The organism is Rhizobium subbaraonis (assembly GCF_900220975.1).
GTDB classification, from domain to species: domain Bacteria; phylum Pseudomonadota; class Alphaproteobacteria; order Rhizobiales; family Rhizobiaceae; genus Mycoplana; species Mycoplana subbaraonis.
The window spans coordinates 151,363-170,821 of the sequence record NZ_OBQD01000011.1 but is presented as its reverse complement, the minus strand read 5'-3'; the positions used below and the strand labels follow the sequence as shown (position 1 = coordinate 170,821).

Genomic DNA, 19,459 nt, shown 5'->3' with positions numbered 1-19,459 from the left:
ACGGGCTAGAGTCAATTGAAGCCTGCGTGGCCTTCCAGACCGTTATCGGGCTGCGAGTGCGCACAATCCGGGGGAAGCCGTGTTCCAGAGGCTTTTCTGCGGAAATGGAGAGGCAGCAACAGCGTATGCGGCAGCGTATCGACCGGCCGAGATTGGGTTTTGCGTTCTGGCGGGCAGGCACGAGCCTCGCACTCGCGTCGACGCTTACCTTTCTGCCCGTCGCCGCCTCCCCGGCCTTTGCCTTCAAGATTTTCGGCATGCGCTTCTTCGAAAGCAACGAAGAAGAGCCCGACGTCATCGACCCGGTGAAGTACACGCTGACCTTCGACGCGGGAACCGATGACGACGATCTCAAGAGTGCGATAGAAGCGAGCGCCCTGCTGAAGCAGGACGAGGAGCAGCCGGTTTCCGGTAATCTCGGACTTGTCATCAAGGCGCGCGACGATCGCGACCGCATTCTCGCCGCGCTCTACGAGAACGCCCGCTACGGCGGCGTCGTCGATATCAGCATCAACGGCACCCCGATCGATTCGCTCCCGCCGATCCCGCAATTTCCGGCTGGCGCCGTACCGGTCAACGTCACCGTGAGACCCGGTCCCGCCTTCACGTTCGATTCGGTCACGCTGAGAGGCGACGCCGCCGGGCGCAACCCCGCAGATTACGGCCTCGTCCAGGGGGCGCGGGCGGACTCGACGGTGATCATCCGGGCAGGCGAAAAGGTCGTGGCCGACCTGAAGGCGCAGAGCCGGCCGCTTGCCCACCTGACCGATCGCCAGGCGATCGCCGACCACACAACAAACACCGTTGATGTCGTGATTGCCGCGGAAGGCGGGCCGGTCGCCGACCTCGGCGACGTAAAGGTGACCGGCACGAGGGATGTCGACGCCGGCTTCGTGAAATACTACTCGCGCATCAATGCCGGTCAGCCCTATTCGCCCGAGCAACTGACGAAGGCGGCCGATCGTCTGCGCCAGCTCGGCGTCTTCTCCAGCGTCACCATCCGCGAGGCGGACAAGCTTGCCCCCGACGGATCCCTGCCGATGACCATCGAGGTTTCGGAGGGCAAGATGCGCTACTTCGGCGCCGGCGCCCAGATCTCTACGATCGATGGTCTTGGCCTGCAGGGCTACTGGGGCCATCGCAACCTGTTCGGCCGGGCGGAATCGCTGCGCATCGAGGGCGCCATCAACGGCATCGGCGAAGGCAACGGCGTGAACGATATCGGCTACTCGCTCGGCGCCGCCTTCGCAAAACCGGGGGCCTTCGGGCCTGCCTCGACCTTCACAGCGAGCCTGAAGGCAGCGATCAACGACACCGACGCCTTCTACGCCACAACGGTCACGGCGGCTGCGGGGGCGACGTTCGAGCTCAGCGACTTCGATACCGTATCAGGCGGCGGCGAGGTGGCGGCGATGCAGGTGGACGACCCCTTCGGCGACAACTTCTACCTGACGGCGGCGATCCCGTTGGAATATGTCCGCGACACGCGCGACAACAAGCTCAACCCGACCACCGGCTACCGCGCCATGATCAACGCCAAGCCGACATACGAGTTCGAGCGCGGCACGTTCTTCTCCAGCTTCGAGGCATCGGGGTCGGCCTATCGCGCAATCGGCGCCGAGGAACGCGTCGTGCTCGCCGGCCGGCTCGGCGCTGGCACGATCGTCGGCGCGCCGACGCTTGCCGATATCCCCGCTCCGCGCCGTTTCTATCTCGGCGGCGGCGGATCGGTTCGCGGCTACGGGTTCCAGGACATCTCGCCGCGCAACAGCGACGGCGAAGCGGTGGGCGGACGATCCTACGTCCTCGCCTCGGCCGAAGTCCGTGTCAGCATTACAGAGACGATCGGTATCGTGCCCTTCCTCGACGTCGGTACCGTCTCGCGCGACGCGCTCCCCGATTTCAGCGACATTCGCGCCGGTGCCGGCGTGGGCCTTCGATATGCTACGCCGTTCGGGCCGATCCGCCTGGACGTGGCGGTGCCGCTGCACCGCTACGACGCCGGCGATTCCTTCGGCATCTATGCCGGCATAGGGCAGTCCTTCTGAGCGCGTTGGCCAGCTCGCCCGCCGACAGCCATGGATTCCCCTGCGCCATGTTTTGCTTTAGGACTTGAAACATGACCCGGTTCGTCAAAATCCTGCAGCAATCGATTCGCTACCTGGCCTACGTCGTAGCCCTGCTCGTTGTCGTCCTTCTCGGCGCGATCGGTTTTGTCGGATTCACCGATGCCGGCGCACGGCTTGCCGCCTCGCTGATCGAGGATGCGACCTCGGGCTCCGGCACGCAGATCGCCATATCCGAACCCTCCGGCCTGCTTACGGGTCGCCTGCGGGCGGGCGCCGTCACCTTGAGCGACAGCGAGGGCGTCTTTGCTGAGATCAGGGACGTGGCGGTCGATTGGTCTCCCCTCGACCTCGTGCTGTTTCAGTTCAACGCCACCCGCGTGGCGGCCGATTCGCTGACGGTGAACCGCAGGCCGGTACCGGGTCCCGAAACGACATCGCCGCCTTCCAGCAAGCCGTTCTCGCTCCCGGTCACAGTCCAGGTCAACAGCCTCGACATCCCGAACATCCTCATCGCCGAGGCGGTGGCTGGCCAAGAGCAGCGGCTGCGGCTGACGGGCAGCGGCGGCATCGATCGCAGCAGCGTCGCGCTCAACCTGGCATTGACGGAGAAGGACAGGAGCGGCGCCTCGGCCATAGCCGACATCCTCTTCGATCCCAATCAGAACGAGCTCCGCCTGAACGCTGCCATAGCGGAGCCGGCCGGCGGTATGCTCGCGCGGGCGCTACACATCCCAGGCGAACCCGCCGTCGCCATCAACCTCACCGGCGACGGCCCGCTCTCGCAATGGACCGGCAAGTTGACGGCGGCGCTCGCGGGTACGCGGGTCCTCGAACTCGACGCCCGGCACGACCTGTCCACCGCCGGCCTGCATGCGATCGCGCTCAACGGCGGCGGCACGTTCGAAGATCTCCTGCCGCCCCATCTGCGCCCGCTCTTTGCCGGCACCACCGAGATCGACCTGGCAGTCGCCACCAACGGCAAGGACCTGTTGCGCGTCGAGCGTGGACACGTCACCTCCGATGCGATCGCGCTGGCCGCCTCCGGCGCGCTTCAGGCGACTGGTGAGAACAATCTCAACATCTTGCTAAAGGGCAAGGACGGCACGACGCCGATCCCGATCCGCTGGCCGCTCGCAAATGGCGAGTTCGCCGGGAGCCTTCACGGCCTGCAGGCCGTCGCATCCGGACCGGCGCAAGCCACGAAGATCAGCGTCAACGTCAACCTCGCCGAAGCGAGCCTGCCGCAGGGACGGCTCGACAGCATTCTGCTGACGGCCACGAGCGCTGACTTCAACGTTGCGACGCGCTCGGGCCATGCGACGGTCACGCTGACGGCGGAAGGCTCGTCGATGCGCGATCCCAATATCGATCGTCTCGTCGCCACGCCGCTGAAGGTGACCGCAGCACTTGCCGTCTCGCCGCAGCAGATCGCATTCGACCCCGTCGAGATCGAAAGCAGCAGCCTCGGCGGCCAGATCACCGGCGGCTACCACCTGGGAGCTGGCACCGGTACGGCAGCCTTCCGCCTGTTCGCAGTCCCCACCGTACTGCCCGATGCGATGGCCGCAAAGGTGGAGGGCACCATTGCGCTCAACGGCCAGGCGGCCATCGGCCCCGCCGGTGCGATCTCGCTCACGGAACTCCAGTTGAAGTCGAATGTGGCCGAAGCCTCGGGCAGCGTCGAGCTTTCCGGCGGCACGCTGGACGCAAGGCTCGCCGGCAGGCTCATCGACACCGGCGTTTTTGTCGCTGGCAGCAGCGGCGCTGTCGCCTTCGATGCTACCGCAAGCGGCGCCAGCGATGCGCCGAATGTCCAGGCAAAGGTGACATCGGAACAATTGGCCCTGTCGGGCCGCACGCTGGACGATCTGTCGATCGATCTTACCGGGCGGGCATCCGCCGCACAGCCGGCGGGCGATTTCGCTCTGACGGCATCGATGAACGGCCAGGCGATAGACCTGCGTTCCAGCGTCCTGTCGGGTGAAGGGGAAATCTCCATCCCCACCATCGAAGGCGTCGTCGGCAACAACAAGCTGCAGGGATCGCTGACGCTCGGCGACAACTTCATGCCGGACGGCACCATCCGCTTCGAGTTTCCCGAACTGGCGACGCTTGCGACGCTCGCAGGGCAGGAGGCGACCGGCGACCTCACCGGCACGCTCACCTTTACCAACACCGGCGGCAAGGGCTCGCTGTCGATGGCGGCGGAGGGAGCCGAGATCCGTCGCGGCACGGCCGCGCTTCTCAAGCCGGTTCTGCAGGCCGAGATCGAGGACCTCTCGACGGGAGCCGTTACCGGAACGCTTCGCGCCGACGTCGCGCGCGTCGGCGAAAACGATCTGGAAGCGCCGATTGTCAATTTCACCCATTCCGGCGCCCTCACCGGCTTCGACGTGGCGGGGCGCTATGAAGATGCCCCCGTGGCGATCGACGGCAATGTCGCTCGCCATGATGCGACGACCGTGATCGCGCTGAAGGCACTCGACGCCGTCGTTGCCGGCTTCCCCCTGAAACTGCAGGAGCCCGCCTCGATCTCCATTCTCGATGGCAACATCACCTTCGAAAGTCTGTCGATCGGTGCCGGCCAGGGGGTGATTTCCGTATCCGGCTCCGCCAATCCGTCCGGCGACAGCAGCCTGGCCGTAAACCTGACGGGACCGGACGGCGGTCCGGCCGAGTATCGCCTGCCGATGGGAGACGGCACCGCCGTCGCCCGGATCGAGAACGCCCAGCTGACGCTTTCGGGCAAGCTTTCGGCCGCCGCCCTTTCGCTCGCCGCCAAGGTCAGCGCCATCGAAACGCCGCAAGCTGCGCTATCGGCGGCCGACGTCACGATCCGCAGCGACGCCTTCGACATCATCGCGCGCCGCGGCAATCTCGACGTGGCCCTGTCCGCCGGCGCGATAGACGTCCGCAACGACGACGCCAATCGTCTGCTCCAGGCGCCGCTGAACGTCACGGCAGCCCTCGCAGTCACACCGCAGCGCATCGATTTCAGCGACGTCGCCATCAGCGGTACCGGAATGAACGGCCGCGCCGAAGGCCACTTCGTGACCGACGACGGCTCCGCTGGCGCCAGGATCGAGGCCACGGTTGCAGCGACGGCGCTGCCCGCCGCCCTTTCCCCGCGCTTTGACACGCCCCTGCGGCTGACCGCCGATGTCGTCCGCAGCGCCGACGGTTCGGTCAGCCTGCAATCCTTCGATATCGCCTCAGGCACGATCAACGCGGAAGGAACGGCCCGGCTTGCGGGCGAGAACCTGGAAGCCACGCTTTCGGGCACCCTGCCCGAACTCGGCAAGCTTCTGGCCGATGCAAAGGGCCGCGCAACCTTTACCGCCTCCGCTTCCGGTCCGATCGCTGCGCTTGGGGTCAAGGCGGAGCTGACATCCAGCGGCGCCGAACTCGCCGGGCGGACGCTGAGCGATCTGGTCGTCGCAATCGACGGCACCGCCGACCGCAACGCCCCCTCCGGCAATCTGTCCGCCACCGGCGCCATCGGCGGCCAGGCGATCAATGTGAAGTCCACCATCGCGTCCAGGGATGGACGGATCTCCATCCCTGCCATTGACGCGCGTGTCGGAGAAAACGTCCTGACCGGGGCACTCACCCTCGACGAAGGTTTCCTTCCCCAGGGCAACGTCAAATTCAATCTTCCCGACATCGGCCTTCTCGCAGCTCTGGCTGGCCAGCAGGCACAGGGCGATCTTGCCGGCCAGGCTGCAATCAACACGGTCGACGGCAAGACCGCGATCACCCTTCAGGCATCCGGCGCCGGCATCACGCGCGACCAGTTGCGCATCGTCCGGCCGCAGATCGACCTGAAGACCGCCGATCTTCGTTCGCTCGCCATCACCGGCAGCGTTCGCGCGGAGGCTTTCTCCTCCGGGACGAACCGGCTCGATGCGCTGGCCTTGAACTTCAACCAGCAGGGCGCGCGCACCCTGTTCGATATCGGCGGCCGCTTCGACGGCGCGCCGCTCACGGTCAAGGGTTCGGTCGAACAGCAACAGGGCGGCATGAGGATCGGCCTCGACGCGCTTCAGGCGAGGCCGCGCGGCATTGCCATCCGCCTTGCGCGCCCGGCGGCGCTGACCCTTCGCGACGGCGCCGTCGCGATGAACGATTTCACCATCCAGACCGGCACCGGCAACATAGCCGTCAGCGGCACGGCAGGCGACAATCTCGGCCTTGCGATCCGCATCAACGCCGTACCGGCGAACCTGGCAAACGTGTTCTCCGCCGGACTGGGCGCCGAAGGCACGATCGGCGGCACCGTTAACGTCAAGGGCAAGGCTGCGGCACCCCAGGTAACCTACGCTCTCACCTGGAACAACGCCGCCACGAGCCAGACCCGGGCTGCCGGCGTTGGTGCGCTGACGATCGCGGCGGACGGGCAGTTCGCCAACAATTCGCTCCGCGTGCAGACGCGTCTTTCGGGGCCGAGCGGATTGGCGTTCAGCGGCGGTGGCACGGCCGGTGTGGCCGGAAACATGCCGCTTGATCTGGCTTTCTCCGGCACCCTGCCGTTTGCCCTTGTCCAGGCACAGCTCGGGGCACAGGGCTTCGTTCTGACCGGCAACGCCGCGGTCGACGTGACCGTCAGGGGTGCTGCCCGCAGCCCTGCGATCACGGGAACCATCGTCACCTCGGGCAGCCGCCTCGTCGATGTCCGCCGCAACGTCGCGCTGGAAAACCTGACAGCACGCATTTCGCTGGACGGCCGACAGGCGGTGATCCAGCAGTTTAGCGGCCGCGTGGCCACCGGTGGCGAGGTTACGGCAACCGGCACCATCGGCATCGTCCCGGGATCCAATTTTCCCGCCGACATCTCGATCCGCCTGAATGAAGTCACCTATGTCGACGGCCGGCTGGTGAATGCCAAAGTCGGAGGCAACCTCACCATACGAGGCCCCCTCCTCGCCGGTCCCGTGCTCGGTGGCCGGATCGACATCGGCAATGCCAACATCACCATTCCGCAGCAACTGCCGGGGTCGCTCGCCGAAATCGACATCAAGCACAGGAATGCACCGGCCGACGTGAAGGAAATGGCCGCCATCCTGCAGGCCGACGAGCGCACCGGCGCGAGCGGCAACGCCCGCGGCATCGGCCTTGACCTGCAGATCCAGGCGCCCAGCCGCATCTTCGTGCGCGGCCGCGGGATCAATGCCGAACTGGGTGGCGAGCTCACCCTGCGCGGCACGTCGGTGAACCCCGTGGTGTCCGGTGGCTTCGACCTGCGTCGCGGCCGCGTGGAAATCCTCGCCAAGCGGCTCGACTTCACCAGCGGCCGCATCGGCTTCACCGGCGATCTGATACCGACGATCAATTTCGTGGCGACGACCAGCGCCAACGCCACCACGATCAACATCACGATCGCAGGCCCCGCCAACAACCCCGCTGTCAGCTTCACCTCATCGCCGGCCCTGCCGCAGGACGAGATCCTGGCGCGCCTGATCTTCGGCCGCTCGATGAACAATTTGTCGGCGTTCCAAATCGCCCAGCTCGCAGCCGCAGTTGCTGACCTGGCAGGCGGTGGCGGTGGCTCGTTGCTAAACAGCCTGCGCAGCAAGCTCGGCATCGACGACCTCGACATCACCACCGACTCGCAGGGGCGCGCGGCGGTGTCGGCCGGCAAGTATCTGAACGACCGCACCTATCTCGAACTGAAGCAGGACCCGGAGACCGGCGGCGGCAAGGCGGCGATCAACCTGGACATCGGGCGCGGCGTCAAGCTGCGCGGCGAAGCAGGAAGCAATGGCGCCGGCGCTGCGGGGATCTTCTACGAAAAGGAATATTGAGGCCGCGAAGGCTGGCGTTTCTACGGCGCACCGTCTTCAGGCAAGTGCGTTCTTCGTGGTCTTCAGCAAGATGTTCGTCTCGGTCGAGTTGATTCCGTCGATCAGGCGAATGCGGCGGAGGGTCTCGTCGAATGTGCCGAGGTCCTTGTCCTCCAGCTCGGCGATGAAATCCCACCTGCCATTGGTGGAATGAAGCGCGCGCACCTGAGGCAATCCGCGCAGTTGCAACGCCACCCGATCAGCCATTCTGCCCAGAACCTCGATCATGACGATGGCGCGCACGCCGCTTCCGCTCAGTTCCGCGCCTGTCCGGATCGTGAATGCGGCAATCGTCCCCGTTTGCACCAGCCGATCGATGCGCGCCGAAACGGTGGCGCGCGACGCCCCGGTCGCTGCCGCCAGCGACGATACTGGCGTGCGCGCATTGTGGCGAAGCGCGCCGATAAGCGCATGATCGAGATCGTCCAGAGTTATCATTCTGCAAAATCCAATTTATCATTTTGCGCAATTGATCAAACTATCTGCCAGTATTTCATCTTTTTGCCAACAGGCGGCCCGACGATAATGGCATGAACACCGGCGCAGGCCGGCCAGAAAACATGCTCTGCGGGGATACCGAAAAGAATGAAGGCAGGCAGGAAAACCATCTCGCTGATCGGCGCGCCGATCGAGGAAGGATCCGGACGGCGCGGCGCCGCCATGGGACCGACGGCGCTGCGGATCGCCGGCATCGATACGATGCTGACCGACCTCGGCTACATGGTCGTCGACGAAGGCGACCTCAGACCCGCTCCGGCGCGCGACCTCGCTAACCATCCCCGCGCCAACAATCTGCAGGCCGTGGCCGCCTTCACCCGGGCACTCGACGGCGCCGTGCACGAAGCAGCACGCGCAGGCCGGCTGCCGATCACACTCGGCGGCGACCACGCGCTTGCGATGGGCAGCGTTTCCGGCATGGCGCGCTACGCCGCCGAGGTCGGCCGGCCACTGTTCGTGCTCTGGCTCGATGCGCATGCGGATTTCAATTCGCCCGACACCTCCCCATCCGGAAACATGCACGGCATGCCCGTCGCGTTCTTCTGCGGGCAGGCTGAATTTGCCCCGATCCTCGACAAGAATCGCCCGCTGGTGGATCCCAGGAAAGTCTTCCAGGTCGGCATTCGCTCGGTGGACGAGCGGGAGCGCGAGGAGATCGCCGAGCACGGCGTCAACGTCTACGATATGCGCGCCGTCGACGAAACCGGCATGGCCCGCATCATGCACGAGATCCTCGACACCGTGAGCCATGCCGACGGCCTTTTGCATGTCAGCTTCGACGTCGATTTCATCGACCCCGAAATAGCCCCGGGAGTCGGCACGACCGTGCCCGGCGGCGCCACCTTCCGCGAAGCACACCTGATCATGGAAATGCTCTGCGACAGCGGCCTCGTCTCGTCGCTCGACCTCGTCGAACTCAATCCGTTCCTCGACGATCGCGGCAAGAGCGCTCGCATCCTCGTGGAACTCACGGCAAGCCTGTTCGGCCGGCGCATCCTCGACCGGCCGACCCGCAGCGCCTGAAATGCAGCCTGGCACGCGGACCTGATACGCGAGCCTGACACACTCGGAGAAAACGATGACCTCGACCACCGCACGCCTCATCGAGACCGAATATCGCCTCGGCGCCCACAACTACAAGCCGCTCGACGTGGTCCTGTCGCGCGGCGAAGGCGTCCATGTGTGGGATGTCGACGGCAACCGCTATCTCGACTGCCTCTCGGCCTACTCCGCCGTCAACCAGGGCCACTGCCACCCCAAGATCCTTGCCGCGATGACGGAGCAGGCGCAGAAGCTGACGCTTACCTCGCGCGCTTTCCGCAACGACCAGCTCGCCCACTTCTACGAGGAGATCGCCGCGCTGACCGGCTCGCACAAGGTGCTGCCGATGAACTCCGGCGCCGAGGCGGTCGAGACGGCGATCAAGGCCGTGCGCAAATGGGGCTACGAGGTCAAGGGCGTCGAGCGCGACAAGGCCGAGATCATCGTCTGCAACAACAACTTTCACGGCCGCACGATGGGCATCGTCGGCTTCTCCACCGATCCCGATGCGCGCGAAGGTTTCGGCCCGTTCGCCCCCGGCTTCAGGCATGTGCCGTTCGGCGACATCGAAGCCTTTCGCGCGGCGATCAACGCCAACACCGTGGCTTTCCTGATCGAACCGATCCAGGGCGAGGCTGGCGTCCTCATTCCGCCGGCCGGCTATTTCCCGGAAGTGCGCGAACTGTGCACCCGGCACGGCGTCACCCTCATCCTGGACGAGATCCAGACCGGGCTCGGTCGTACCGGCAAGCTGCTCGCCGAAGAGCATGAGCAGATCGAGGCGGACGTGACGCTCGTGGGCAAGGCGCTTTCCGGCGGCTTCTATCCGGTCTCGGCAGTCCTCTCCAACAGCGAAGTGCTCGGTGTCCTCAAGCCGGGCCAGCACGGATCGACGTTCGGCGGGAACCCGCTGGCATGCGCCATTGCCCGCGCGTCGCTACGCGTCCTGACCGAGGAGGACATGATCGGCAACTCCGCACGCATGGGCGAGCGCTTCAGGACAGGCCTTGGCGAAATCCGCTCCAACATCGTCAGGGAAGTGCGCGGCCGGGGCCTGATGCTGGCCGTCGAGCTCGATCCGGCAGCAGGCGGCGCGCGCAAGTACTGCGAGGCGCTGAAGGAGCGCGGTATCCTGGCCAAGGATACGCACGGCGACACGATCCGCATTGCGCCGCCGCTCGTCATCACTGCCGACCAGGTCGACTGGGCGCTGGAGCAGTTCGAAGCGGTCCTGCGCGACTGACGGACACACGAGACACACGACCGCAGCGGCCCGGGATTTGAGCAAATCCTTAACCCGGGCGCTGCTATCCTTTGTCCCAGAGTATTCATTTGCATGACGAAATGGGGCGACACCTGATGACGACTGTCAAGACCACCGGCTTCGCCGGCGATACCCTCGAGATCATTGCCTTCCGCCTGCATGATCAGGAGTTCTGCGTCAAGACGACGACGATCCGCGAAATCCGCGGCTGGGCGCCGTCGACGCCGATCCCGCATTCGCCGCCCGAAGTGATCGGCGTGATGAACCTGCGCGGCACGGTCATCCCGATCATCGACCTGGCGCACAAGCTCGGCATGAAGACAACGGTAGCGAACGAACGCAGCGCCATCGTTGTCGCCGAAGTGCACAATATGGTCGTCGGCCTCGTCGTCGATCGTGTTTCGGACATCCTCACCATTGGCGCCGATCAGATCCAGCCGGTCCCGGAAGTCACGACATCGTTCGACAAGGTGTATGCGGAAGGGATCATCGCCCACGAGAACGGCATGATCTGCTTCCTCAACCTTTCGCGCATGTTCAAGGAACGCGACATCGACGAGCTCGCCGCCTGAGGTCCCGCCGATCAGCGGAAACACGAACATCGAAATGGCCGGCATGTTGACCGGCCATTTTTCGTCTCAGGCCCGTATCGGCGCCATTTTCGGGATGCGCATCTGAGGCTTGAGTCCCTTCAAGCGCCGCAGCCGCGTAAGGGAATTTTTGATAAAGCGCAATTTGTTGCCCCTCCATCTTCATATATTTTTATATATGTTTCAATATATATGAAGGGCGCATTGAGAGCGCCTTTCCGGCATGAGGCCGCAATCCCAGAGATCTCGCACACCTGTTACGCGACGCGTCCCGGCCGCCGCCACGGCCTGGCCGGCTGAATTATCAAGGTCGCAACGCCGTCGCATCGAATGCGCGGCGGACGCCGTTTGGTGTCGTTTCGGACGCGGAAAGTCCGCACCTGTCGCATCTCAGACGCCGCTCAATCTCCATGAGGGACAATATATGCTTTCATTCGGTGCATCAGCAGATTCCGACCGTATACTGGAAGCCATCTCCAAATCGCAGGCGGTCATCCAGTTCGACCTGACGGGCCGCATTCTCACGGCAAATGAAAACTTCTGTCGCGCGCTCGGCTACGAACTGAAGGAAATCGTCGGCCAGCACCACCGCATCTTCTGCGAGCCTGACTATGCCGGGACACCGCAGTATCGGGACTTCTGGGCCCGTCTCGGCCGTGGCGAGTACGACGCCGGCGCCTACAAGCGGCTGGGCAAGGGCGGTCGCGAGATCTGGATCCAGGCCTCCTACAACCCCGTTTTCAAGAACGGCAGGCCCTACAAGGTTGTGAAGTTCGCCACCGACATCACCGAGGCAAAACGGCGCGCGCAGGAGGATGCCAGCAAGCTGGAGGCAATTTCCCATTCGCAAGCGGTGATCGAATTCACGCCCGCGGGTGAAATCCTGACCGCGAACGAAAATTTCTGCGCCACGCTCGGCTATCAGCTTTCCGAAATCCAGGGCAGGCACCACAGCATGTTGTGCGATCCGGACTACGCGCGCTCGAGCGAGTACGCCGATTTCTGGAAAAGCCTGGCGGAAGGCCACTTCAACGCCAACGAATTCGTCCGTTATGGCAAGGGCGGGAAAGAGATCTGGATACAGGCGGCCTACAATCCGATCCGTGATCTGAACGGCAAGGTCTACAAGGTGGTCAAGTTCGCCACCGACGTGACCGAGCGCATGTCCGCGATCACCGCGCTCGCAGGTGGCCTGACGGCGCTTTCCGCTGGCGATCTTACCCAGAACATCGCCAGCGCCTTCGTCCCCTCGATGGAGCGGGTCCGGAAGGATTTCAATGAAGCGGTCGCAAAACTCAACCGCGCGATGCACGCCGTCGGCGAAAATGCCAGCGTGATTGCAGCGGGAGCCCAGCAGATCCGCGATGCGGCAGACCAGCTCTCCCGGCGCACCGAACAGCAGGCCGCATCCGTCGAGGAGACCGCCGCGGCCCTCGACGAGATAACGACGACGGTCGCCGATTCCAGCCGCCGTGCCGAAGAGGCAGGCACGTTGGTCGCACAGACTAAGGACGGCGCCGAGCACTCCGGCGACGTCGTCGCCAGCGCGATCTCAGCGATGGGGCAGATCGAGCAATCCTCACGCGAGATCTCCAACATCATCGGCGTCATCGACGACATCGCCTTCCAGACCAATCTGCTGGCACTGAATGCCGGCGTCGAGGCTGCCCGCGCCGGCGAGGCCGGCAAGGGTTTCGCCGTCGTGGCCCAGGAGGTGCGGGAACTGGCGCAGCGTTCGGCGAGCGCGGCCAAGGATATCAAGGCCCTGATTACCGCCTCGAACGGCCATGTGAAAAACGGCGTGACGCTCGTCGACCAGACCGGCAAAGCGCTGCGGGAAATCCTCGTCCAGGTGCAGGAAGTCAACGGGAACGTCACCGCGATCGTCCAGGCAGCCCGCGAGCAATCGACCGGCCTTCGCGAGATCAACCAGGCGGTGAACGCGATGGACCAGGCGACGCAGCAGAACGCGGCGATGGTGGAGGAGAGCACTGCGGCGAGCCATACCATGGCCCGCGAAGCAGCGGCCCTGCACGAACTGTTGCGGCAGTTTCGCGTGGACGAGCAGCAGACGATTGCCACGCAGGCTTCAGGGCGCGCCGTTGCTCCTCAGCCACCAAGGGCACAGAGCCCGCTTCGAAGGGTTCCCGCCGGAGGCTCAGCCGCGGAGCACTGGGAAGACTTCTGATCCCACTGGCATTCGGTTCCGCACGACGGCCGAATTCGGGCGGCCGTCACTGCTTTCCGTCTGGAAAAGGAAGAGAGCCCTCCGTCAGGCACGCAATCCGCCTGCCGCAGTCGGCTCAGGCTCGTGCCCGCGCCGTCACCCGGCGCACATGGGCCTGCCAGGCCGACGCCGCTCCGGCGGCAACGGTCTCGAGAAACTGGTCAAGCAGACGGTTGAAAGCGTCCGGCCGGGTCCAGAACGGGGCATGGCCGACGCCGGCAAGCACGGTGGGGCCGTCGCCGAAGGGTTCGGGAACGTGGAGGCCAGACAAGTAGCCGAGGCGCACGAAGGGGTCGTCGGCACCGTCGACGAAAGCGACCGGAACGTCCGATGCCTCGATGGTCCGGCGCTGGTCGGCACCATCGCCGCGGACCATGCTTTGCCCAAACGTCGACCGGACGAGACCATCCGTTCTCAGGATCAGGTCCGTAAAAGGAGCTGGTTCCGCGGCACCGAAACACAAGGCGGAGAACCGTGCAGCATCGCGTTCGGTGAAGGTCTGCTTCGTCGTCAGCAGCAGGTCGAAGGAGGGATGGAAGGCGCGCAGCATGCCGATGATCCCTCGGGAAATCGGCGGTGCGCCGCTGAGCATCAGCCCGCGGATCCGCGTGCTTCTGCTCATCCATTCGATTGCCACGTGCCCGCCGAGCGACCAGCCGAAAACCGCAAGCCTCTTCAGGTTCAGCTGCTCTGCGAACGCCTCCAGACAATCTGCAAAGCCTGTTATGGTGTATGTCGAACCCGGTTGCGCGGCGTTGCCGGAATCGCCGTGCCCCGGCAGATCGAGCGCAATCAGGCGCCACCGCCGCGCCAGTTCGCTGTCGAACTGGCGTTCGAAGACGCGCCGCGAAAAGCTGGAGCCATGAATCAGCAGCACGGGAAAGCCCGAGCCGCCGGTGTCCGTGTAGCGCACGGCCCCGTGATTGGTCACGATCGTCTGGCTGTCGAGCATCACGGTCAACTTCCAAGCAGGATATTGTGCACGCCTGCACAGAATCACCGAAGGAGGCTACGCCGCGAATGGTAAACTATTCCTGAATCCGCCGCTCCCACGTAGGGCCCATCCCGCCATCAATCCCTCCCGCAATCATAAGATGCGGAAAGGCTGAGAACCCGCATTGCAGCGCCCGCTGACGACCGCTATGGTTCATATGGACTGAACGGGGATCGCGCAAAAACGCATGCGTCGCCCGCGCAGAATCTGGCGCCCGATGTGCTCCGGGCCGCATTGAAGCTGTTGCGTATGCCTGGATACCGCCGGCACAGGGACGGGCGAGAGGGGAACCGGCTTGGCCGGCAATGAGATGGAAACAGCGCTCGATATCGTCATCACCTGCACGAGCCTCGTGGTCGTCGGCTTCTACAGCTGGTCGCTGCGCGGGCATTTTTCATCGCCGCGGGTTCCCGACGGCTTCAAGGTCATCTCCGCAGCCGTCGCGCTCACCACTTTCTTCTTCCTCTACCTGGTCTGGAGCATCACCCAGCCGGTGCCTGCACAATTGTTCGGCCTCGCGCTCGAAATCCTGGCAACTGCAATCTTCTGGTGGGCGATCTCCGCATCCAAGAAGGCGCGTCTTCGCTACGCTTTCGACCCCGATCATCCCGACAGCCTGGTGACGACGGGTCCCTACCGATACGTGCGCCACCCCTTCTACACCTCCTACATCATTTTCTGGGCAGGCTGGGGCGTCGCCACATGGACGGTCTGGGCAGCAATTCCGGTGGTGGCTTTCGTGGTGATCTACGTGATTGCGGCAAAGGGCGAGGAAAAGAAGTTCGCCTCGACGCCGCTGGCCGCCGAGTATGACGCCTATCGCCGGCGGACCGGTTTCCTCGTTCCCCGGTTCGCCGGCGCGTAGGAACGGCCGGCCAGGGTGTCATTGCCAAGGCGCTGGTAGTCTCGACTACGCTCGCTGGGAGATCGACTGGTCGGGCGCGGGGCGCTTGATCAGCGGTGCGGCGGCAAGCACCAGCGGGTCGAGCCCCTCGCCGCCGCGATGATCGACGATGTCGAAAAGCTGCCGCCGCATGCGCGGTTCCCAGAACTTGTTGATATGCGTGGCGACCCCCTGCGGTCCTTCCGCCGCCGGCTGGGAATGAAAGAAGGTCGCGATCTGGTTGGCCATGCGGACCAGCTTGGCGTCGTTGGACATGACTATGCTTCCTACCCGTTTCCTGCCCGGCGCGCGGCTTCCCCGGACGAGGAAACGACGCGATCGGCGCCTGTGAAAATCTCGAACTCGTCCCCGCGCACGAGCGCGATCAGGGTCATGCCCGCCTCCTCTGCCGTGCGGATGGCAAGGGCGGTCGGCGCGGATATGGCTACAATGAAGGGGCTGCCGACCACCGCCGTCTTCTGCACCATCTCGACCGAGACGCGGCTTGTGACCACGACGGCGCCGGCCGCGCCACGATAACCGGCCCGGGCCGCAGCCCCGGTCAGCTTGTCCAATGCGTTGTGGCGGCCGACATCCTCACGAACGGCGATCAGGCCCGTCCCGGGAACGAAGAACCCCGCACCATGCACGGCCCGCGTCTCCATGTGCAGCGGCTGCTGCCCGTTCAGGAGCCGTACGGCTTCGACGACCTGGTCCGGCGTCATCGTCAGCGTGGAACCGCGAACCGAAGGTGTCACCCGCACGGCCTGCTCGATCGACTCGATGCCGCAGAGGCCGCAACCGACAGGGCCTGCCATGTGACGGCGACGCGACACAAGCGCTTCGCTCTGCGCATCGGCCAGCCGGATCTGCAGGTCGATGCCTCTCTCCTCACCGATGATCTCGACGAGTTCGATCTCGGCTGCGTCCGCCACGATTCCCTCCGTCAGGCTGAAGCCGACGGCGAAATCCTCGAGGTCTGCCGGCGTCGCCATCATTACGGCGTGGGTGGAGCCGTGATAGGTGAAGGCGACAGGCATCTCTTCCGGCACGATCCGCTCGCCGGAGGCAAGATGGCCGGCGCGGCGGGCGAATTCGGGTACTTTGGCGGTAGTGTTGAAGACAGTCATGCGGACCTGTTGCTCTCTATTCCGCCGCCTCCAGCTTGCCGGCGATGCGGCGCGAGCGGCGGGCCTGTTCGTCATATTCGACCTGCCAGTCCGAGGGACCGTTCGAAGGAGAAACCTGGACTGCCGTGACCTTATATTCAGGGCAGTTGGTCGCCCAGTCGGAAAAGTCCGTCGTGATCACGTTCGCCTGCGTATCCGGGTGGTGGAAGGTGGTGTAGACCACGCCCGGTGACACGCGATCGGTGATCAGCGCATGCAGCGTCGTCTCGCCCGAACGGCTGGCGAGGCGGACCCAGTCCCCATCGCGGATGCCCCGGTTCTCGGCATCATGCGGATGGATCTCCAGCCGATCCTCCTCATGCCAGACGACGTTGTCGGTCCGCCGCGTCTGCGCGCCGACATTGTACTGGCTGAGGATGCGGCCGGTCGTCAGAAGCAGCGGGAAGCGCGGCCCGGTCTTCTCGTCGGTGGCGACATATTCGGTGCGGATGAACTTGCCCTTGCCGCGAACGAAGCCGTCGACGTGCATGATCGGCGATCCCTGCGGGTGCTTCTCGTTGCAGGGCCACTGCACCGAGCCCATCTTCTCCAGGTAGTCGTAGGAGACGAGCGCGAAGCTTGGCGTGGTCGCGGCAATCTCGTCCATGATCTCGGATGGGTGGCCGTAATTCCACGCAAGGCCCATCGCCTGTGCCAGCTTCTGCGTCACTTCCCAGTCGGCCAGGCCGTTGCGCGGCGTCATCACCCGGCGGACGCGATTGATCCGCCGCTCAGCATTGGTGAACGTGCCGTCCTTCTCCAGGAAGGTGGAGCCTGGCAGGAAGACATGGGCGTAGTTGGCAGTCTCGTTCAGGAACAGGTCCTGCACGACCACGCATTCCATGGCGGCGAGCCCCGCCGAAACGTGCCTGGTGTCCGGGTCGGACTGCAGGATATCCTCGCCCTGGATGTAGATGCCCTTGAACGAGCCTTCGACGGCGGCATCCAGCATGTTGGGAATGCGCAGGCCCGGCTCGTTGGAGAGCGACACGCCCCAGAGCTTTTCGAAAGTCTCGCGCGTCGCGTCGTCGGAGATGTGACGATAGCCGGGAAGCTCGTGCGGGAACGAGCCCATGTCGCAGGAGCCCTGCACGTTGTTCTGTCCGCGCAGCGGGTTCACGCCGACACCTGGCCGGCCGATATTGCCGGTCGCCATCGCGAGGTTGGCGATCGCCATGACGGTCGTCGAACCCTGGCTGTGCTCGGTGACGCCGAGCCCGTAGTAGATCGAGCCGTTGCCGCCCGTGGCGAACAGCCGTGCCGCGCCACGAATGAGCTCGGCGGAAACGCCGGTCAGTCCTTCGACCGCCTCCGGGCTGTGCCGGTCCTCCGAAACGAACGCCGCCCAGTCCTCGAATTCGGACCAGTCGCAACGCTCGCGGATGAACTTCTCGTCAAAGAGCCCCTCGGTGACGATCACATGAGCAAGGGCGGTGACGACGGCGACGTTCGTGCCGGGCCGCAGCGGCAGGTGATAGCTCGCCTCGACATGCGGTCCCTTGACGAGATCGATCCGGCGCGGATCGATGACGATCAGCTTTGCCCCCTGCCGAAGCCGCTTCTTAAGCCGGGAGGCGAACACCGGATGGCCATCGGTGGGGTTGGCGCCGATGACGATGACGACGTCGGTCTCCTCTACCGAATCGAAGTTCTGCGTACCCGCCGAGGTGCCGAAGGTCTGGCCGAGGCCATACCCGGTTGGCGAATGGCAGACGCGCGCGCAGGTGTCGACATTGTTGTTGCCGAAGCCGGCGCGGACGATCTTCTGGACGAGGTAGGTCTCCTCGTTGGTGCAGCGCGAGGACGTGATGCCGCCGATCGAATCGCGGCCGTACTGGTACTGGATGCGGCGGAACTCGCTTGCCACATGGGCGAAGGCCTCTTCCCAGCTGACCTCGCGCCATGGATCGGTGATCTTCTCGCGGATCATCGGGTTGAGGATCCGGTCGCGATGGGTCGAGTAGCCGTAGGCGAAGCGACCCTTGACGCAGGAATGGCCGCGGTTCGCCTGACCGTCCTTCCACGGCACCATGCGCACCAGTTCCTCGCCGCGCATCTCCGCCTTGAACGAGCAGCCGACACCGCAATAGGCGCAGGTCGTGACCACGGAGTGTTCCGGCTGGCCGATTTCGATCACCGATTTCTCCGTCAGCGTCGCGGTCGGGCAGGCCTGCACGCAGGCGCCGCAGGAGACGCATTCGGAGGAGACGAAATCCTCGTGCATGCCTGCGGAGACGCGGCTGTCGAAACCGCGGCCCTCGATCGTCAGCGCGAACGTGCCCTGCACCTCTTCGCAGGCGCGCACGCAGCGCGAACAGACGATGCACTTGGAGGAATCGAAGGTGAAATAGGGGTTGGATTCGTCCTTAGGCTGCCATTTGACGTTGATCGCCCCGTCATTGCGGGCGCGGACGTGGTTTTCGCCCTCATAGCCGTAGCGCACGTCGCGCAGGCCGACCGCACCGGCCATGTCCTGCAGTTCGCAGTCGCCATTGGCCGCACATGTGAGACAGTCGAGCGGATGGTCGGAGATATAGAGCTCCATCACCCCGCGGCGCACGTCCTTCAGCCTCGGCGTCTGTGTCGAGACGACGAGACCCGGCGCGACCGGCGTCGTGCACGAGGCGGGCATTCCGGCGCGCCCCTGGATCTCGACGAGACAGAGCCGGCAGGAACCGAAGGCGTCCATCATGTCGGTCGCGCAGAGCTTCGGAATCTCTATCCCCGCATCCATCGAGGCGCGCATGATCGAAGTGCCCTCGGTCACCGTGACCTCACGACCGTCGATCGTCAGCGTCACCATCTTTTCCGACTTGGAGGCGGGCGTGCCGTAGTCGATTTCATGAATAAGGGACATGGACCGCTCCTCCGATACAATTCTTAT

12 protein-coding genes are annotated in these 19,459 nt (G+C 64.7%); 7 read left to right on the top strand and 5 right to left on the bottom strand.

What is annotated here, in order from left to right; all coding sequences use genetic code 11:
* Positions 1-125: 125 nt before the first annotated feature.
* Both CRO48_RS18070 and CRO48_RS18065 read left to right on the top strand, forming a co-directional pair.
* On the top strand, positions 126-2,048 hold the full coding sequence (locus CRO48_RS18070; RefSeq protein ID WP_097141263.1) for an autotransporter assembly complex protein TamA: 1,923 nt from the start codon (positions 126-128) through the stop codon (positions 2,046-2,048).
* A 71-nt stretch (positions 2,049-2,119) separates the two neighbouring features.
* Positions 2,120-7,870: a translocation/assembly module TamB domain-containing protein gene (locus CRO48_RS18065; RefSeq protein WP_097141262.1), complete on the top strand. Its 5,751-nt coding sequence runs from the start codon at positions 2,120-2,122 to the stop codon at positions 7,868-7,870.
* Between the two features lie 36 nt (positions 7,871-7,906).
* On the opposite strand, the gene CRO48_RS18060 is transcribed toward CRO48_RS18065, so the two are convergent.
* Positions 7,907-8,347 (bottom strand): Lrp/AsnC family transcriptional regulator, encoded by a 441-nt coding sequence (locus CRO48_RS18060; RefSeq protein ID WP_176526799.1) that lies wholly within the window; start codon positions 8,345-8,347, stop codon positions 7,907-7,909.
* A gap of 147 nt (positions 8,348-8,494) precedes the next feature.
* Between CRO48_RS18060 and rocF the strand changes: the two genes are divergently transcribed.
* From rocF to CRO48_RS18040, 4 genes are all read left to right on the top strand, one after another.
* Entirely contained in the window at positions 8,495-9,430 is a 936-nt protein-coding gene (rocF, locus tag CRO48_RS18055; protein ID WP_097141261.1) for an arginase, read from the top strand.
* 55 nt (positions 9,431-9,485) lie between these two features.
* Positions 9,486-10,691, top strand: coding sequence for an ornithine--oxo-acid transaminase (gene rocD / locus CRO48_RS18050; protein ID WP_097141260.1), 1,206 nt, complete (start codon positions 9,486-9,488; stop codon positions 10,689-10,691).
* A gap of 116 nt (positions 10,692-10,807) precedes the next feature.
* Positions 10,808-11,284 (top strand): chemotaxis protein CheW, encoded by a 477-nt coding sequence (locus tag CRO48_RS18045; RefSeq protein ID WP_176526798.1) that lies wholly within the window; start codon positions 10,808-10,810, stop codon positions 11,282-11,284.
* A 442-nt stretch (positions 11,285-11,726) separates the two neighbouring features.
* Positions 11,727-13,490: a methyl-accepting chemotaxis protein gene (locus CRO48_RS18040; RefSeq protein ID WP_097141259.1), complete on the top strand. Its 1,764-nt coding sequence runs from the start codon at positions 11,727-11,729 to the stop codon at positions 13,488-13,490.
* Between the two features lie 115 nt (positions 13,491-13,605).
* Here CRO48_RS18040 and CRO48_RS18035 read toward each other — a convergent pair whose 3' ends face one another.
* A complete protein-coding gene (locus tag CRO48_RS18035) occupies positions 13,606-14,481 on the bottom strand; it encodes an alpha/beta fold hydrolase (protein WP_245423569.1) in 876 nt (291 codons plus the stop codon).
* 337 nt (positions 14,482-14,818) lie between these two features.
* Here CRO48_RS18035 and CRO48_RS18030 point away from each other — a divergent pair, with 337 nt between their 5' ends.
* Complete coding sequence (locus tag CRO48_RS18030; RefSeq protein ID WP_245423563.1) at positions 14,819-15,388, top strand: methyltransferase family protein; 570 nt, start codon at positions 14,819-14,821, stop codon at positions 15,386-15,388.
* A 45-nt stretch (positions 15,389-15,433) separates the two neighbouring features.
* Here the strand turns inward: CRO48_RS18030 and CRO48_RS18025 are convergent, their stop codons facing one another.
* Genes CRO48_RS18025 through fdhF form a run of 3 tightly spaced genes read right to left on the bottom strand, consistent with a single transcriptional unit; the run spans position 15,434 to position 19,432 of the window.
* Positions 15,434-15,682 carry a formate dehydrogenase subunit delta gene (locus CRO48_RS18025; RefSeq protein WP_097141256.1) on the bottom strand — a complete coding sequence of 83 codons (249 nt, stop codon included), beginning with the start codon at positions 15,680-15,682 and terminating at the stop codon, positions 15,434-15,436.
* Positions 15,683-15,693: 11 nt separating this feature from the next.
* Complete coding sequence (gene fdhD / locus CRO48_RS18020) at positions 15,694-16,536, bottom strand: formate dehydrogenase accessory sulfurtransferase FdhD (RefSeq protein WP_097141255.1); 843 nt, start codon at positions 16,534-16,536, stop codon at positions 15,694-15,696.
* A 16-nt stretch (positions 16,537-16,552) separates the two neighbouring features.
* A complete protein-coding gene (gene fdhF, locus CRO48_RS18015; RefSeq protein ID WP_097141254.1) occupies positions 16,553-19,432 on the bottom strand; it encodes a formate dehydrogenase subunit alpha in 2,880 nt (959 codons plus the stop codon).
* Positions 19,433-19,459: the final 27 nt, after the last annotated feature.

Excerpts from the sequence above, each read along its gene's own strand:
- rocD (WP_097141260.1), top strand. The coding sequence starts at position 9,486 with ATGACCTCGACCACCGCACGCCTCATCGAGACCGAATATCGCCTCGGC.
- CRO48_RS18045 (WP_176526798.1), top strand. The coding sequence starts at position 10,808 with ATGACGACTGTCAAGACCACCGGCTTCGCCGGCGATACCCTCGAGATC.
- CRO48_RS18040 (WP_097141259.1), top strand. The coding sequence starts at position 11,727 with ATGCTTTCATTCGGTGCATCAGCAGATTCCGACCGTATACTGGAAGCC.
- CRO48_RS18035 (WP_245423569.1), bottom strand. The coding sequence starts at position 14,481 with ATGCTCGACAGCCAGACGATCGTGACCAATCACGGGGCCGTGCGCTAC.
- CRO48_RS18070 (WP_097141263.1), top strand. The coding sequence starts at position 126 with ATGCGGCAGCGTATCGACCGGCCGAGATTGGGTTTTGCGTTCTGGCGG.
- CRO48_RS18065 (WP_097141262.1), top strand. The coding sequence starts at position 2,120 with ATGACCCGGTTCGTCAAAATCCTGCAGCAATCGATTCGCTACCTGGCC.
- CRO48_RS18060 (WP_176526799.1), bottom strand. The coding sequence starts at position 8,347 with ATGATAACTCTGGACGATCTCGATCATGCGCTTATCGGCGCGCTTCGC.
- CRO48_RS18025 (WP_097141256.1), bottom strand. The coding sequence starts at position 15,682 with ATGTCCAACGACGCCAAGCTGGTCCGCATGGCCAACCAGATCGCGACC.
- rocF (WP_097141261.1), top strand. The coding sequence starts at position 8,495 with ATGAAGGCAGGCAGGAAAACCATCTCGCTGATCGGCGCGCCGATCGAG.
- fdhF (WP_097141254.1), bottom strand. The coding sequence starts at position 19,432 with ATGTCCCTTATTCATGAAATCGACTACGGCACGCCCGCCTCCAAGTCG.
- fdhD (WP_097141255.1), bottom strand. The coding sequence starts at position 16,536 with ATGACTGTCTTCAACACTACCGCCAAAGTACCCGAATTCGCCCGCCGC.